Here is a 16,035-nt window from a genome sequence, read left to right on the forward strand (position 1 = left end):
TTATTACTATTATGTTCTCTGAAGAAGAGAAACATTATTGTTTTTTTTACGTTTCTGTTACTGTTTTTACTATTAACTTCCTTTTAAATTACTCAACCTTCACCTTGGCAATGCTTGGTTAAGTTCAAGATTACAAACCTCTTACTGCCTTTTTAAACTGACGCCCTCTATCTTCATAATTTTCAAACAAATCGAAACTTGCACAAGCTGGTGATAATAGAACTGCATCTCCTTTTTCTGCAATTTTATGCGAAACCTTAACCGCTTCTTCTGCACCCGCAGTTTCTACAATAACATCTACAACATTACCAAAAGTGTTTTTAATTTTATCATTATCTAAACCTAAACAAACTATGGCTTTTACTTTTTCTCTTACCAAAGGCAACAAATCATTATAATCATTACCTTTATCAACACCACCAACAATCCAAACGGTTTGTTTATCCATGCATTCTAAAGCATAAAAAGTAGCATTTACATTGGTAGCTTTAGAATCGTTTATATAAGAAACCTCTCTGATTTTTGCAACATTTTCTAAACGATGTTCTACACCTTCAAAATTTGCTAAACTTTCTTTTATAGATTCTTTTCTTACTTTTAATAATTGTGCTGCCATTGTTGCTGCCATGGCATTTTTTACATTGTGCTTTCCTTTTACTGTTAGTGTAGATAATGGCATATAAAATATTTCTTTATTTATGTTGATTGTTATTGTATTGTTTTCTAAAAATGCTCCGTATTCTAATTTTTTTTCTATTGAAAAAGGAACCAATTTTGCCTTTACTGTATTCTTTGACAACCAAGTATTTATTGCTTCGTTATCTGCATCATAAATTAAATAATCTGATGCTGTTTGATTTTTTGTAATTCTAAATTTTGATGCTATGTATTTTTCAAAATCGTAATCATACCTATCTAAATGATCTGGCGTTATATTTGTTAAAATAGCAATGCGCGGATTAAAATCTACCACACCATCTAACTGAAAACTACTTAATTCTAAAACATAGTTCTCAAATGTTTCTGTTGCGATTTTAGCTGCAAAACTATCGCCAATATTTCCTGCTACACCAACATTTAAATCGGCATTTTTTAAAATGTGATGCGTTAGTAATGTTGTTGTAGTTTTACCATTTGAACCTGTTATACCTACCAAAGTTGCATTGGTATATTTTGCTGCAAATTCTATTTCAGAAATTACAGGTATACCCTTCTCTTTCAATTGTAAAACCAAAGGAACGTTATCTGGTATTCCTGGGCTTTTCATTACCAAATCTGCATTAAAAATCTTACTTTCTGTATGACTTTTTTCCTCAAATTCAATCTTATGATGTAAAAGAACTTCTTTATACTTTTCTGCAATTCCATTTTTATCAGAAACAAAAACATTGTATCCTTTTTGCTTTCCAAGAAGTGCAGTTCCTACTCCACTTTCTCCTCCACCAAGTATTACTAATCTTTTCACCTTATCTTAATTTTAAGGTTACTATAGTTAACACTGCCAATAAAATACCAACAATCCAAAAACGGGTAACAATTTTACTTTCGTGGTAACTTAACTTTTGATAATGATGATGCAAAGGAGACATTTTAAAAATTCTTCTTCCCGCGCCAAATTTCTTTTTGGTATATTTAAACCAAGACACTTGTAGGATTACAGATAAGTTTTCTACCACAAAAATTCCTGCTAAGATTGGCAACAACAACTCTTTTCTAATGGCAATGGCTATAACTGCTATAATTCCTCCAATGGTTAAACTTCCAGTATCTCCCATAAAAACTTGTGCTGGATAGGTATTGTACCATAAAAACCCAATTAAAGCTCCTGCAAAAGCCAAGATAAAAACAGTCATTTCACCAGAATTAGGTATGTACATTACATCTAAATAATCTGCAAAAATAATGTTCCCAGAAACCCAGGCAAAAACACCTAATGTTACCACCATAATAGCAGAAGAACCTGCTGCTAAACCATCTATACCATCTGTTAAATTGGCACCATTAGAAATACCTGTTACAATAAAAACAACAATAAAAATGAAAACAATCCATCCATATTTTTCATAACCATATCCTAGAAAACTTAGCGCTTTAGAATAATCTAATTCATTATCCTTAAAAAAAGGAACTGTTGTTTTTGTAGATTTATGAGCCTCTCCAAATACCTTAATTTTACCATTTGTCTGTAAAACTTGTTGATCTTTTGGCAACTGTTCTTTTATAGTTACATCTTCATTAAAATAAAGCATTGTTCCTACAAAAATACCCAAACCAACTTGACCTAAAACTTTAAATTTGCCGCTTAAACCGTCTTTATCTTTTTTAAATACTTTAATATAATCGTCTAAAAAACCAATTAAACCCATCCACACCGTGGTAATTAAGAGAATAATTATATAAATATTATCTAATTTTGCTAATAAAACAGCCGGAATTAAAGTTGCCAATATGATTATAATACCACCCATTGTAGGTGTACCTGCCTTTTGTATTTGCCCATCTAAACCTAAATCTCTAACGGTTTCACCTACTTGCTGATTTCTTAAAAAGTTGATGATTCTTTTCCCGAAAATTGCAGAAATTAATAAGGATAAAATAAAAGCAGCTGCAGCTCTAAATGTGATAAATTGAAACACACTTGCCCCAGGAAAACTAAACTGACTCTCTAAATATTGAAATAAATAATACAGCATGTTCGATTTATTTTTTTAATTGATTGAAACAGTTTTTAACCTCTTCTAAATCATCAAAATGTGTTCTTACACCATTTATTTCTTGATAATTCTCGTGCCCTTTACCTGCGATTAATATAATATCTCCAGTTTCAGAAAATTTACAAGCCGTTTTTATAGCTTGTTTTCTATCTAAAACCGTAATTGTTTTTTTGTAGTTTTCTGCAGCAACTCCTACTTCCATTTCATCCAAAATAGTTTGCGGATTTTCCGTTCTTGGGTTATCTGAAGTAAAAATAGCTTGTGTACTTAATTGCGATGCAATATGAGCCATTTTTGGTCTTTTCATCTTATCACGATCTCCACCACAACCTACAACTGTAATTAGTTTTTCATTATTGGTTCTAATATCATTTACGGTTTCTAAAACATTTTTTAAAGCGTCTGGTGTGTGTGCATAATCTACAATTGCAGTAACACCAGCTTCTGAAACCACATATTCAAAACGCCCACTAACACTTTCTAACTGACTAATAATGGTTAAAACTTCTAATCTTTCTAAACCTAACAATTCTGCAGTTGCTATTATTGCTGTTAAGTTGTAGATGTTAAAAACACCAATTAACTTAGTCCAAACCTCAGTTCCATCAACAGATATTAAGGTGCCAGACAATTGCTTTTCTAATATTTTGGCCTTAAAATCTGCTAATGTTTTTAAAGCATAGCTGTATTTTTTAGCTTTGGTATTTTGCAACATATAGTTGCCATTTTTATCATCTATATTGGTTAATGCAAAAGCATTTTTTGGTAAACTATCAAAAAACTCTTTTTTTACATTTCTGTATTCCACAAAAGTTTCGTGATAATCTAAATGATCATGAGAAAGGTTGGTAAAAATTCCGCCAGAAAAAGTTAAGCCTTCTGTTCTCTTTTGGTGAATTCCATGAGAGCTCACTTCCATAAAACAAAAATCTACACCTGCATCAATCATTTTATCTAAATAACTATTAATTGCAATAGAATCTGGCGTAGTATGGGTTGCTTTAAACGCTGTTTTGTCTACCATTACTTTTACTGTAGACAACAAACCAACTTTATAACCTGCTTTTTTAAATAATTGATACAATAAAGAAGCTATCGTAGTTTTACCGTTTGTACCAGTTACACCAACCAAAGGCAATTTAGCTGAAGGATTATTATAAAAATTAGAAGCCATAATTGCCAAAGCAACATTAGCATTACTTACTTGCACATACGTAATACCTTCTTTTTTTTCTTCAGGAAAATCTTCGCAAATAATAGCAGTTGCACCTAAATTAATTGCTTTTTCTATGTAATGATGCCCATTTACAGTAACTCCTTTTTGCGCCACAAATACACTATTGCTTTCAACTTTTCTAGAATCGAAAACAATACACTTTACCTTAATACTTGTATTACCAAATACCTTGTTAATTGCAACCTTATATAATATGTCTTGTAAACTCTTCAAAAACTATGATAATTTTAGTGTAATCGTTTTTCCTTTTACTAACCTTTCTCCTTTTTTTAAAGATTGATGCATTACTTTTCCCACACCAGAAATTTTAACTTTTAATCCTAAATTTTCCAATAATGATAAAGCATCCATACCAGACATTCCTTTTACACTTGGAATTTTAGTGTAGTTTTTTCTTAAAAAAGCATCGTATTTTACATATGCTTTATCTATTTCTTCAAAATTGATTTTATCTTTAACCGACTGATTATCTATTGGCGTAGTGGTGTAAATTTTCTGTGCAATTTCCTTAAAAACAGGTCCAGCAACTGTTGCACCATAATATCCTTTTTCTTTTTTAGGATCATGAATTACAACAATACAAGAGTATTGGGGTTTATCCGCAGGAAAAAAACCTGCAAAAGAAGCTACATAATGTTTGTTTGAATACCCTGCAGCAACTGTATTTCCATTTTCATCCTTATGCCTAGGTAAAAACTTTTTAGCAGTTCCTGTTTTACCAGCCATAGAAAAGTTGGGCGAATAAATATTATCTGCAGTACCTTTAACTACCACATTTTCCATTACTTTTCTTATCTTTTTTAAAGTTTCATCAGAAGCTATTTTTGGATTTACAATTTCTGTTTCAAAAACTTTTTCTGTTTTATCTTGCCTTCTTAGTTCTTTAATAAAACGTGGCTTTACCATAACACCGTTATTAGCAACCGCGTTATAAAACATTAAAGTTTGCATTGGTGTAACAGAAATACCATAACCCCAAGACATCCATTCTAAAGAAATCTTATTCCAACCTTTTTTATCTGCCGGATTTGGAACAAAAGGTTTTCCTTCTCCTTTAATTTGAAAACCAATAGGTTTTGTAAAACCATAATCTGCTAGTTTTTCTATAAATTTTTTTGGTTGATGATCATAATACTTTCTAACTAACTTTACAATACCCACGTTAGATGATACTTCAAAAACTCTTGCAGCAGAAATTTTACCATAACCACCTCTATGAGAATCTTCTACCTTTCTGCCGTGTATAAAAATTCTACCTTTTTCTGTATCTACAACTGTAGCAGTATCTATTTTTCCATCATCTAAAACCGCCATTAAACTAGCTAGTTTAATTGTAGAACCTGGCTCATGACTTTCCCAAACCGCATAATTTCTCTTTTCGTAATAGCCCGTTTTCTTGCTATTTCTACCCAAATTAGAAATTGCTTTAATTTCTCCTGTAGCTGTTTCCATTACAACTGCACAACCGTGATCTGCTTCAAATTTTTCTAGTTGATTTATTAAAGCATGATGTGTAACATCTTGAATATTAACATCTATTGTAGTAATTATATCATGGCCATCAACAGGTTCTTTTTCATTAAAATCACTAATTGGTTTCCATTGGTTTTTTGCAATTTTTTGTTCCCAACGCAATCCGTTTTGACCTTTCATATAATCTGAAAAAGCACCTTCTATACCGGCTTCACCTCTAAAATCGTCATAACCTATTGTTCTTTCTGCAATTCTACCAATAGGATGTGCTCTTTCTGTTCTATGTTTTGCAATAAAACCACCTTTATAAACACCCAAATTAAAGATTGGGAATTTTTTCATTTTTAAATAATCTGTATATCCAATATTTCTAGCAATTAAATAATAGCGTCTTTTTTTATTTTTTGCGTTTCTTAATCTTTTTTGATGATAACTTGAAGACTTACCCAATAATTGCGAAAGCTCATTAGAAAGCGCCACTATATTATCTTCAAAAACCTGCCCATCTACTGTAACCAAATCCATATAAATAGTAAACTTAGACATAGAAGTTGCTAGCAAATTACCATCTGCAGCATATACATTTCCTTTATTTGCGTAAATCGTATCTTGCCTTATTGTTAAATCTACCGCCAACTCTCTATATTTATCTCCTTGAACATACTGCAAGTGCAATACCTTAAAAATAATGGCAGCTAAAAACAACGCCATAAAAACTGCCACGAGGTAGAATTTAGTTACTATGTTTTTTTTCTGAATTGCCAATTTTATTTTCTATTTAAGGTTACTTTTATTTTTTTTGGTGGAGTTTTTGAAGGTGCCAAACCTACTTCCTTTGCTTTTTTTCTAATACTAGACTCCATTTTTATTTGCATTAAAGTGGTACCTGTATCTACATATTGTGCCCTTAACTCTCTTTTTAATTTATTTAATTCGGCTATTTTAATAACTTTTTTATCTGCATTATGCGAACTTGTTATCATAACCAAAAGAAGAAACACTACAAAAAAGATAATTTTCCAGTTTTTAAGCGCAAACTCATCTGTAAGAAAACTACCTCTTAAAAAACTGTAAATACCTTGTTTAACTTTAGACATACCAAAAAAAATTAAATAAAATAGTGCTATTTTACTCTAGCCTTATCTTTTTTAAGCGTTGCTATTCTTAATTTAGCACTACGAGCTCTATTGTTTGTGTTAATTTCCTGCGGGGTAGGTATTATTAACTTTCCAACTTTTTGTAATGGCTCTTTTGTGTTTCCAAAAAAATCTTTTTCAGGCTCACCACTAAACATTCCTGTTCTAATAAATCGTTTTACCAACCTATCTTCTAAAGAGTGGTAAGAGATTACACTTAAACGCCCTTCTTCTTTTAATAAATTTGGCATCTGCTCAAGAAATTCCTTTAAAACTTCTAGCTCTTCGTTCACTTCTATACGTATAGCTTGAAAAATTTGAGCTAATATTTTATGTTCTTTCGCCTTTGGCAAATACCTTTTTAACACTTCTTTTAACTGAAAACTAGTTGTTATTTTAGCCTCTTGTCTTTTTTCTACTATTGTTTTGGCTATATTTCTAGAGTTTCTTAATTCTCCGTACAAAAACAGAATATCTGCTAATTTTTCTTCAGAATAATTATTAATAATTTCCTGAGCAGAAACCTTAGATTTTTGATTCATTCGCATATCTAAATCACCATCAAAACGAATAGAAAAACCTCTTTCAGCCTCATCAAACTGATGAGACGAAACACCTAAATCTGCCAGAACACCATCTACCTTTCTAACTCCATGAAACCTTAAAAACCTTGTGATGTACCTAAAATTCTCTGGAATTAAAGTAAAACGTTCATCATCAATTACATTTTCCAAAGCATCTGGATCTTGATCAAAACCAAACAACCTTCCATTAACCCCTAATCTTTTTAGAATTTCTTTAGAATGCCCTCCTCCACCAAACGTAACATCTACATAAACACCATCGGCTTTTATAGCCAATGCATCTACACTTTCATTTAACAAAACCGGATTATGATAACTCATCGAAATCTGTATTTCCCATTACTTCTTCAGCCAAATCTGCAAAATCTTCCGTTGCATCATTAATTGCTTTTTCATAGCGTTCTTTATCCCAAATTTCTATAATATTAACAGCAGAAGACAATACTACCTGTTTTTTAATACCTGCCATTTCACACAAATCTTTTGGAATTAAAATTCTTCCTACAGCATCAAATTCTACAATTTTAACACCTGCTGTAAACCTTCTAATAAAATCGTTGTTCTTTTTTTTGAATTTATTTAGCTTGTTTAATTTAGCCATCAACAAATTCCATTCTTCCATAGAGTACAATTCTAAACAAGGTTGAAAAACAGCTCTTTTAACTACAAAACCCTCATTTAAAATTGGTTGCAATTGCTTTTTTAAAGCTGATGAGAACATCACTCTACCTTTAGCATCTGCTTTACATTCATATGTACCAATTAGGTTTATCACTTTATTTATGAAACGGTTAACAACTTCAAAAATATATAAATTTTACCACTTTTTACCACTTTTTACCACATTGTTAATAAATATTTCCCTTTTGTGCACTCAGAGGAATATTTATCGGCTAAAAAAATGAATCAGAGTCGTTTACAGAAAAATGAAATATGTTATAAAAAAGGGTTACATTTGCGCCTAAGTAAAACGATTTGAAAAATGACTGATAAGTTAAAAACTGAAGGGAAATTTACATATGCACAATCTGGCGAAGGACCAGCAATTGTTGTTTTACATGGGCTTATGGGTGCTTTAAGTAACTTTGAAGCTACTTTTAATCATTTCTCTAATAATGGTTATCAAGTACTTATCCCAGAATTACCTTTATACTCTTTATCTCTTATAAAAACGAATGTTAAAAACATGGCAAAGTTTTTAAAAGAGTTTATGGAATTTAAAAAACTAGAAAACGCAATAATTGTAGGTAATTCTTTAGGAGGCCATATTGGGCTTTATTTTACCAAACATTATCCAGAAAAAGTAAGAGCTTTGGTTTTAACTGGTAGCTCTGGTTTGTATGAAAATGCAATGGGAGATAGTTTTCCTAAACGAGGAAACTATGAGTATATTGAAGAAAAAACTAGAAATGTTTTTTATGACCCAAAAATTGCAACTAAAGAATTGGTAGACGACGTTTTTAAAATTGTAAATGATAGAAATGCAGTAATAAGAACATTAGCTATTGCAAAAAGCGCAATTAGACACAATATGGCAAATGACTTGCCAGATATGAAACAACCTACTTGTATTATTTGGGGTAAACAAGATGGTGTTACACCGCCAAATGTTGCTGTTGATTTTGATAAACTTTTACCAGATTCTAATTTATTTTGGATTGATGAGTGTGGACATGCAGCAATGATGGAAAAGCCAGAAGAATTCAATGGAATACTTCACCAATGGCTTACGGACCGAAATTTTTAAAAAATGAAAATAAAGTCTGCTGAATTTGTGATGAGTAACAGCAATGTTATGAAAGCACCAAAAGATAGATTGCCAGAATATGCCTTTATTGGTAGATCTAATGTTGGTAAATCTTCATTAATAAACATGTTAATGGAGCGCAAAGACTTGGCTAAAATTTCTGGTAAACCAGGAAAAACACAACTAATAAATCACTTTAAAATTAACGAAGAATGGTTTTTAGTAGATTTACCAGGTTATGGTTATGCCCAAGTTTCTAAAAAGAAACGTGTAATTTTTCAGTACTTTATAGAAAACTATTTTAAAGAAAGAGAACAACTGGTTTGTACTTTTGTTTTGATAGACTCTAGACACGATCCTCAAAAAATAGACTTAGATTTTATGCAGTTTTTAGGCGAAAACCAAATTCCGTTTTGCATTGTTTTTACAAAAGCAGATAAATTAGGAAGCTCTAAATTAAATAAGCAGATTACTTCTTACAAAAAGAAATTATTACAACATTGGGAATCTTTACCAGAAACTTTTTTAACCTCTTCTTCTACAGGTTTAGGTAGAAAAGAATTTTTATCATTTATTGATCAAATAAATGAAGATGTAGCAAAAGTTTTTAAATAAACTACTTATTTAAAAGTACTAAATCTTTATTTTATAGCATTACAATGCAATCTACTAAAAACAATTTATCGGTTTTATTTGAAGACAACCATATTATAGTGGTTAACAAAAAAGCGGGTGATCTTGTGCAAGGAGACAAAACTGGAGACAAGCCATTAAGTGATGTTGTTAAAGAATATGTAAAAGAAAAATACAACAAACCTGGTAATGTTTTTATTGGCACAGTGCACAGGTTAGACAGACCTACGTCTGGAATTGTAATTTTTGCAAGAACCTCTAAAGCTTTAGAACGCTTAAACAAAATGCTACGCGATAAAACAATTGCTAAAACGTATTGGGCTTTGGTGCAAAACAAACCTTTAAAAGCAACAGATACACTTACTAATTTCTTAAAAAAAGATACTAAAAAAAATAAATCTTTTGTATACAAAAAAGAAATTGAAAGTAGTAAAAAAGCAATACTACACTATAAAGTAGCAAAAAAACTAGACAATTATACCTTATTAGAAATTAACTTAGAAACGGGCAGACATCACCAAATAAGAACGCAATTGGCAAATATTGGTTGTGTAATTAAAGGCGATTTAAAGTATGGCGCTAAAAGAAGTAATAAAGATGGAAGCATAAGTTTACATGCTAGAAAAATACAATTTATGCACCCTGTTTCTAAAGCAGAAATTAACATAATTGCACCAACACCAAAAGACCCAATTTGGGATGCTTGCCACTAAATTTTTGTTATTATTTTGGTTTTAAAATTAGTTCTTGATTGTCATTTTTAACACCTTCTAAATTTAAATGCATTTGTACAAACTTACCATCTAGATACTTTTTTGTTTGATCTTTGTAAGATTTACTAAAAACATTACCAGATTGTCCTGTTGGTAAAATAGACAAACTATTTTCTACATCAGCAAAATCTACAACTCTTTTTGTAGAAGGGCCTGCTTTTACTTTGCATATGCCAGTGCTTTCTAAATCAAATATTTGGTTGTTAATTACTTCATTTCCACCAATAGTTTCAAAAGGGCCAACACTAAAAAACGTTCTTAAAAGACCGCCTGCTTCAACAGCTGTATAAGCATCTTTTTGGTTTTGATCGGTAATATGAGGCATACCAATTTCATCAAATTTAACCGTTACCTGTTCATATATATTTTCCAATTCAAATACACCACTATATTCTGGCGACAACTTTACATAACACCAAATAAAAGCAGCAATTAAAACAGTTACTATACATAAATAAAGCGCTATTTTTTTTAAGAATTTTCATGTAAATGTGTTTGATAATCTCAAAGATAAAGGAATTATATTGTATTTTTGAAATGTTTAAAAAATACAGCTTCATGAAAAAAATTCAGATGGTAGACCTACAAGGTCAATATGCAAAAATTAAAGATACTGTTAACGATTCTATTCAACAGGTTTTAAACACATCTGCATATATCAATGGCCCTTTAGTTCACGAATTTCAGTCAGATTTAGAAAAATATCTAAATGTAAAACACGTAATTCCTTGTGCAAATGGTACAGATGCTTTGCAAATTGCAATGATGGGTTTAGGTCTAGAACAAGGAGATGAAGTAATTACTGCAGATTTTACATTTGCTGCAACTGTAGAAGTTATTGCGCTTTTAAAATTAACTCCTGTTTTAGTAGATGTTGAAAAAGACACTTTTAATATAAATATTGAAGCATTAAAAAAAGCAATTACACCCAAAACCAAAGCAATTGTACCTGTTCATTTATTTGGACAAGTAGCTAACATGGATGCTGTTATGGAAATTGCCAAAGAATACAATCTTTTTGTAATTGAAGACAATGCACAAGCCATTGGCGCAAATTACACATTTAAAGATGGCACAAAAAAGAAAGCAGGAACTATAGGAAATGTAGGAACTACATCTTTTTTCCCTTCTAAAAACTTAGGTTGTTATGGCGATGGTGGCGCAATTTTTACTAATGATGACGATTTAGCACACACCATTCGTGGCATTGTAAATCACGGAATGTACACCAGATATTACCATGATGTTGTTGGTGTAAACTCTAGGTTAGATGCTTTACAAGCAGGTGTATTAAAAGCCAAATTACCTAATTTAGATAGCTATTGCAATTCTCGTAGAAATGCAGCTCGTTTTTACAATGCTGCTTTTAAAAATAATCCTAATATTATAACACCAACTGCAAAATCTAATGCAACTAAAAACTGTGGTGAGATTTGCGAAGTTTGTGATTGCCATGTTTTTCATCAATACACATTACAAATTACAAATGGCAAAAGAGATGAATTACACAAGCATTTATTAGATTTAGGCATACCAAATGCAATTTACTACCCAGTTGCGTTACATGCACAAAAAGCATATAAAGACAGTAGGTATTTAGAAAGTGACTTTCCTGTTACCAATGCATTGATAAAAAATGTAATTTCTTTACCTATGCATACAGAATTAGATAATGAACAATTGCAGTTTATCACCAAAACAATAAACAATTTTATAAATTAGTATGAAACGTATTTTAGTAACTGGTGGTTTAGGTTTTATTGGATCGCACACGGTAGTAGAATTACAAAACGAAGGTTTTGAAGTTGTAATTATAGACAATTTATCTAACACTACATTAAATGTTTTAGATAGCATTACTGAAATTACAGGAAAAAAACCTGATTTTTACAATATCGATTTACGCGTAAAAACTGATGTTCAATCTTTTTTTGAAACGAATACAATAGACGGCATTATACATTTTGCAGCTTTTAAAGCGGTAGGTGAAAGCATGCACAAACCACTAGACTATTATGAAAACAATTTAGGAACACTAGTTTATTTGTTGCAAGAAATGCGAGATAGAAAATTAGATAACTTTATTTTTTCTTCTTCTTGCACGGTTTATGGGCAGGCAGATGAATTGCCTGTAACAGAAAACGCACCTGTTAAAAAAGCAGCATCTGTTTATGGAAATACAAAACAAATTGGCGAAGAAATTATACAAGACGCCTGCAACGCGCACAACTTAAATAGTATTGCATTACGCTATTTTAATCCTATTGGTGCACATGAATCTATTAAAATTGGCGAATTACCTTTGGGCGTTCCTCAAAATTTAATTCCGTTTGTTACACAAACTGCGGCTGGTTTAAGAGATCAATTATCTGTTTTTGGTGATGATTATGATACTAAAGACGGAACTGCAATTAGAGATTATATACATGTTGTAGATTTAGCAAAAGCACATATTGCTGCGTTAAAACGTTTACTAGAAAAAAGAAATAAAGAAAATTTTGAGTTTTTTAATGTGGGCACAGGTGTAGGAAGCTCTGTTTTAGAAGTTATTAAAGCTTTTGAAAAAGCTACTCAAAAAAAATTAAATTATAAAATTGTTGGCAGACGAGAAGGAGATATTACAGCTGCTTACGCAGATACCGCTATTGCAAATAGAGAATTAAATTGGAAAACAGAAAAAAAGCTTGAAGAAGCTTTAGCGTCTGCTTGGAAATGGCAACAAAAACAATAAATTAACCACTTCTTATAAAATCTCAAAAATTATAATTTTTGAGATTTTTTTTGTTTAGATTTAACAGAATCTATATTTTTTCCTCTAAGTATTTTAGTAATTTTAGCCGAAACAAAATCAACTATAGATGAAAAAAATATGCATTGCTTTTTTTGCCATTACTTTTTTGCTTGCTTGCAAAAACACATCCGAAGAAAAAACACCAGAACTTAGCATCAATTATAAAAAAATAGAACTAGAAAATGGTTTAGATGTTATTTTTCATGTAGACAAATCAGACCCAGTTGTTGCTGTAGAATTAATGGTACATGTTGGCTCTGCTAGAGAAATTGAAGGTAGAACAGGTTTTGCACATTTATTTGAACACTTACTTTTTTTAGAATCTGAAAATTTAGGAAAAGGCGGTTTAGACAAAATGAGTGCAAGAATTGGAGGTTCTGGCGCAAATGGCTCTACTTCTAGAGACAGAACCAACTATTTACAAACCGTACCAAAAGACGCTTTAGAAAAAATGATTTGGGCAGAAGCCGATAAATTAGGTTGGTTTATAAACACAGTTACAGCACCTGTTTTAGCAAAAGAAAAACAAGTAGTTAAAAACGAAAAAAGACAAGGTGTAGACAACAGACCTTATGGCCATAATCAATATGTAATTGGTAAAAATTTGTACCCAAAAGACCATCCTTATAATTGGCAAGTAATTGGTTCTTTAGAAGATTTACAAAATGCAACATTACAAGATGTTAAAGATTTTTTTAACAAATGGTATGTACCTAATAACGTCACTTTAGTTTTATCTGGAGATTTAGATATTGAACAAGCCACAAAATGGGTGCATAAATATTTTGATGAAATCCTTAAAGGGGAAGAAATAGCTCCTTTAGAAAAAAGACCCGGTTTTGTAAAAGAAACCAAAAAACTATACTACGAAGATAATTTTGCAAGAGTGCCACAACTTACTATGGTTTGGCCTACTGTAGAAAGTTATCACAAAGATGCTTATGCATTAGACGTTTTAAGTGAATATTTAACAGATGGTAAATCGGCACCTATGAATCAGGTTTTAATAGACAATTTAAAACTAACTTCTTTTACAGGAATGTTTAGCCGAAATTCTGAATTGGCAGGAGAAATTCAATTATCTATAAGAGCTTTTAATAATAAAAAATTAGACGAAGTTTTAGCAGGAGTAGAAAAAGCTTTTGCAAAATTTGAAGCAGAGGGAATTTCAGAAAAAGATTTAAACCGTATTAAAGCCGGCCAAGAAACAGATTTCTACAGAAGTTTATCTAGCGTTTTGGGCAAAGGAACAAATTTAGCATCTTACAATACTTACACAGGTAATCCTGGTTTTGTTACAGAAGATATAAAAAACACTTTAAGTGTTACAAAAGAAGATGTAATGCGTGTTTATCATAAATACATTAAAAACCAAAACTATATTGCTACGAGCTTTGTACCAAAAAACTCGAAAGAACTTGCACTTAATGGCTCTGCTTTAGCAAATGTTGTTGAAGAAAAAATTGTTGTTGGTGCAGAAGAAAGTTTTGATCCTAAAATTGCAGCTAGCTACACCAAAACACCATCATCTTTTGACAGAAGTAAAGAGCCACCTTATGGCGAAACGCCTTCTTTAGTTGTTCCAAAAGTTTATGAAAGCACACTAAAAAATGGCTTAAAAATTTATGGTATAGAAAATAATGAAGTTCCTTTAGTCCGTTTTATTTTAACTATTGATGGTGGCCAATTGTTAGAAAGCATGGACAAATTAGGTGTTGCCAACCTAACTGCAGAATTATTAAACAAAGGAACAAAAAACAAAACAGTAAAAGAATTAGAAGAATCTATACAAGAATTAGGAGCGTCAATTTTTGTATATTCTGATAAAGAAAGCATTACAATTAGCGGTACAACTTTAGCCAAAAACTATGCAAAAACTCTTGCTTTAACAGAAGAAATGCTACTAAAACCAAGGTTTGATGAAAACGAGTTTAACTTACTAAAAAAAGCAACCATTGCTAATCTAAGACAACAGGAAGCAAACCCAAATGCTGTGGCTAGAAACACTTATAACGAGTTAATTTATGGAAAAGAAAATATAAGATCAAAAAACACTTTAGGTACTATTGCGTCTGTTGAATCGATAACGATTAAAGATGTAAAAAACTTTTACGATAATTATATTTCTCCAAGTGTTGCAAAATTATTGGTGGTTGGTTCTATTTCTGAAGAAAATATAATAGCTTCTTTAGATAATTTAAATGATAATTGGTTAGCTAAAGAAATCACAATTCCTGAATATAAAACACCTGATACACCAACAAAACCTGTAGTTTATTTTTACGATATTCCAAACGCAAAACAATCCGTTTTACAATTTGGTGCGCCAGCTTTAGCTGCAACCGATAAAGATTTTTACCCAGCTTCTGTTATGAATTATATTTTAGGTGGTGGTGGCTTTGCATCTCGTTTAACACAAGAATTACGAGAAGGAAAAGGATATACGTATGGAATTCGTTCTAATTTTTCTGGAACAAAAGCCAAAGGTGCATTTACAGTTTCTAGTGGTGTACGTTCTAATGTTACTTTAGAATCTGCCCAAGCTGTTAAAAAAATACTAGAAGATTATCCAAATACTTTTTCTAATAAAGATTTAGAAACCACCAAAAGTTTTTTAATAAAAAGTAATGCTAGAGCTTTTGAAACTGCAGGTGCAAAACTAAGAATGTTATCTAATATTAGTAATTATGGAATGGACGCAAATTATGTATCTAATAGAGAGAAAGTAGTTCAAAATATGACTACAGCTAAAATTAAAGAACTTGCAAACAAATACGTAAATCCTAGTAAAATGATTTGGTTAGTTGTGGGTGATGCAGAAACACAGTTGGCAAGAATGAAAGAATTGGGTTATGGAGAACCTATTTTACTAAATAAAACTAGTGAGAAAATTAAGAATTAATTGGTTGTTGGTTGTTGGTTGTTGGTTGTTGGTTAAAAAACTATA

The 16,035-nt window shown here is 31.1% G+C and carries 14 protein-coding genes; 6 read left to right on the forward strand and 8 right to left on the reverse strand.

Going from position 1 to position 16,035, the window contains the following annotated elements; genetic code table 11:
• Positions 1–130: 130 nt before the first annotated feature.
• From murD to mraZ, 7 genes are read right to left on the reverse strand one after another with little or no spacing between them, the layout of a single operon-like run.
• The gene (gene murD, locus Q0762_RS09230) at positions 131–1,465 is read right to left on the reverse strand and encodes a UDP-N-acetylmuramoyl-L-alanine--D-glutamate ligase (protein ID WP_298766232.1); all 1,335 of its coding nucleotides are present in this window, start codon (positions 1,463–1,465) and stop codon (positions 131–133) included.
• A gap of 1 nt (position 1,466) precedes the next feature.
• Positions 1,467–2,693, reverse strand: a complete 1,227-nt coding sequence (mraY, locus tag Q0762_RS09235) for a phospho-N-acetylmuramoyl-pentapeptide-transferase (protein WP_298766234.1) — start codon at positions 2,691–2,693, stop codon at positions 1,467–1,469.
• 7 nt (positions 2,694–2,700) lie between these two features.
• Positions 2,701–4,164, reverse strand: a complete 1,464-nt coding sequence (locus Q0762_RS09240; RefSeq protein WP_298766236.1) for a UDP-N-acetylmuramoyl-L-alanyl-D-glutamate--2,6-diaminopimelate ligase — start codon at positions 4,162–4,164, stop codon at positions 2,701–2,703.
• A gap of 3 nt (positions 4,165–4,167) precedes the next feature.
• Complete coding sequence (locus Q0762_RS09245; protein WP_298766421.1) at positions 4,168–6,135, reverse strand: penicillin-binding protein; 1,968 nt, start codon at positions 6,133–6,135, stop codon at positions 4,168–4,170.
• A 56-nt stretch (positions 6,136–6,191) separates the two neighbouring features.
• A complete protein-coding gene (locus tag Q0762_RS09250) occupies positions 6,192–6,521 on the reverse strand; it encodes an FtsL-like putative cell division protein (RefSeq protein WP_298766238.1) in 330 nt (109 codons plus the stop codon).
• A gap of 26 nt (positions 6,522–6,547) precedes the next feature.
• Positions 6,548–7,465 (reverse strand): 16S rRNA (cytosine(1402)-N(4))-methyltransferase RsmH, encoded by a 918-nt coding sequence (gene rsmH, locus Q0762_RS09255; protein WP_298766240.1) that lies wholly within the window; start codon positions 7,463–7,465, stop codon positions 6,548–6,550.
• Positions 7,452–7,919 carry a division/cell wall cluster transcriptional repressor MraZ gene (gene mraZ / locus Q0762_RS09260; RefSeq protein ID WP_298766242.1) on the reverse strand — a complete coding sequence of 156 codons (468 nt, stop codon included), beginning with the start codon at positions 7,917–7,919 and terminating at the stop codon, positions 7,452–7,454. The genes rsmH and mraZ overlap by 14 nt, the downstream gene beginning before the upstream one ends.
• A 207-nt stretch (positions 7,920–8,126) precedes the next feature.
• Between mraZ and Q0762_RS09265 the strand changes: the two genes are divergently transcribed.
• The 3 genes from Q0762_RS09265 to Q0762_RS09275 are packed head-to-tail and all read left to right on the forward strand — an operon-like array spanning position 8,127 to position 10,237.
• Entirely contained in the window at positions 8,127–8,891 is a 765-nt protein-coding gene (locus Q0762_RS09265; RefSeq protein ID WP_298766244.1) for an alpha/beta hydrolase, read from the forward strand.
• A gap of 3 nt (positions 8,892–8,894) precedes the next feature.
• Positions 8,895–9,506: a ribosome biogenesis GTP-binding protein YihA/YsxC gene (gene yihA / locus Q0762_RS09270; protein ID WP_298766246.1), complete on the forward strand. Its 612-nt coding sequence runs from the start codon at positions 8,895–8,897 to the stop codon at positions 9,504–9,506.
• 44 nt (positions 9,507–9,550) lie between these two features.
• On the forward strand, positions 9,551–10,237 hold the full coding sequence (locus tag Q0762_RS09275; RefSeq protein WP_298766247.1) for an RluA family pseudouridine synthase: 687 nt from the start codon (positions 9,551–9,553) through the stop codon (positions 10,235–10,237).
• A gap of 10 nt (positions 10,238–10,247) precedes the next feature.
• Here Q0762_RS09275 and Q0762_RS09280 read toward each other — a convergent pair whose 3' ends face one another.
• Positions 10,248–10,670: a penicillin acylase family protein gene (locus tag Q0762_RS09280; protein WP_298766249.1), complete on the reverse strand. Its 423-nt coding sequence runs from the start codon at positions 10,668–10,670 to the stop codon at positions 10,248–10,250.
• A 185-nt stretch (positions 10,671–10,855) separates the two neighbouring features.
• Here Q0762_RS09280 and Q0762_RS09285 point away from each other — a divergent pair, with 185 nt between their 5' ends.
• The 3 genes from Q0762_RS09285 to Q0762_RS09295 all read left to right on the forward strand — a co-directional run bounded on the left by Q0762_RS09285 (position 10,856) and on the right by Q0762_RS09295 (position 15,990).
• Complete coding sequence (locus Q0762_RS09285; RefSeq protein WP_298766251.1) at positions 10,856–12,019, forward strand: DegT/DnrJ/EryC1/StrS aminotransferase family protein; 1,164 nt, start codon at positions 10,856–10,858, stop codon at positions 12,017–12,019.
• A 1-nt stretch (position 12,020) separates the two neighbouring features.
• The gene (gene galE / locus Q0762_RS09290; RefSeq protein ID WP_298766253.1) at positions 12,021–13,028 is read left to right on the forward strand and encodes a UDP-glucose 4-epimerase GalE; all 1,008 of its coding nucleotides are present in this window, start codon (positions 12,021–12,023) and stop codon (positions 13,026–13,028) included.
• A 127-nt stretch (positions 13,029–13,155) separates the two neighbouring features.
• Positions 13,156–15,990, forward strand: a complete 2,835-nt coding sequence (locus Q0762_RS09295; RefSeq protein WP_298766274.1) for a pitrilysin family protein — start codon at positions 13,156–13,158, stop codon at positions 15,988–15,990.
• The last annotated feature ends 45 nt before the right edge of the window (positions 15,991–16,035 follow it).

The organism is uncultured Polaribacter sp. (genome assembly GCF_947495205.1).
Lineage (GTDB): Bacteria > Bacteroidota > Bacteroidia > Flavobacteriales > Flavobacteriaceae > Polaribacter.

Coding starts and splice junctions, on each gene's coding strand:
- mraY (WP_298766234.1), bottom strand. CDS start 2,693: ATGCTGTATTATTTATTTCAATATTTAGAGAGTCAGTTTAGTTTTCCT.
- Q0762_RS09245 (WP_298766421.1), bottom strand. CDS start 6,135: ATGGCGTTGTTTTTAGCTGCCATTATTTTTAAGGTATTGCACTTGCAG.
- Q0762_RS09250 (WP_298766238.1), bottom strand. CDS start 6,521: ATGTCTAAAGTTAAACAAGGTATTTACAGTTTTTTAAGAGGTAGTTTT.
- rsmH (WP_298766240.1), bottom strand. CDS start 7,465: ATGAGTTATCATAATCCGGTTTTGTTAAATGAAAGTGTAGATGCATTG.
- Q0762_RS09265 (WP_298766244.1), top strand. CDS start 8,127: ATGACTGATAAGTTAAAAACTGAAGGGAAATTTACATATGCACAATCT.
- yihA (WP_298766246.1), top strand. CDS start 8,895: ATGAAAATAAAGTCTGCTGAATTTGTGATGAGTAACAGCAATGTTATG.
- Q0762_RS09275 (WP_298766247.1), top strand. CDS start 9,551: ATGCAATCTACTAAAAACAATTTATCGGTTTTATTTGAAGACAACCAT.
- Q0762_RS09285 (WP_298766251.1), top strand. CDS start 10,856: ATGAAAAAAATTCAGATGGTAGACCTACAAGGTCAATATGCAAAAATT.
- galE (WP_298766253.1), top strand. CDS start 12,021: ATGAAACGTATTTTAGTAACTGGTGGTTTAGGTTTTATTGGATCGCAC.
- Q0762_RS09295 (WP_298766274.1), top strand. CDS start 13,156: ATGAAAAAAATATGCATTGCTTTTTTTGCCATTACTTTTTTGCTTGCT.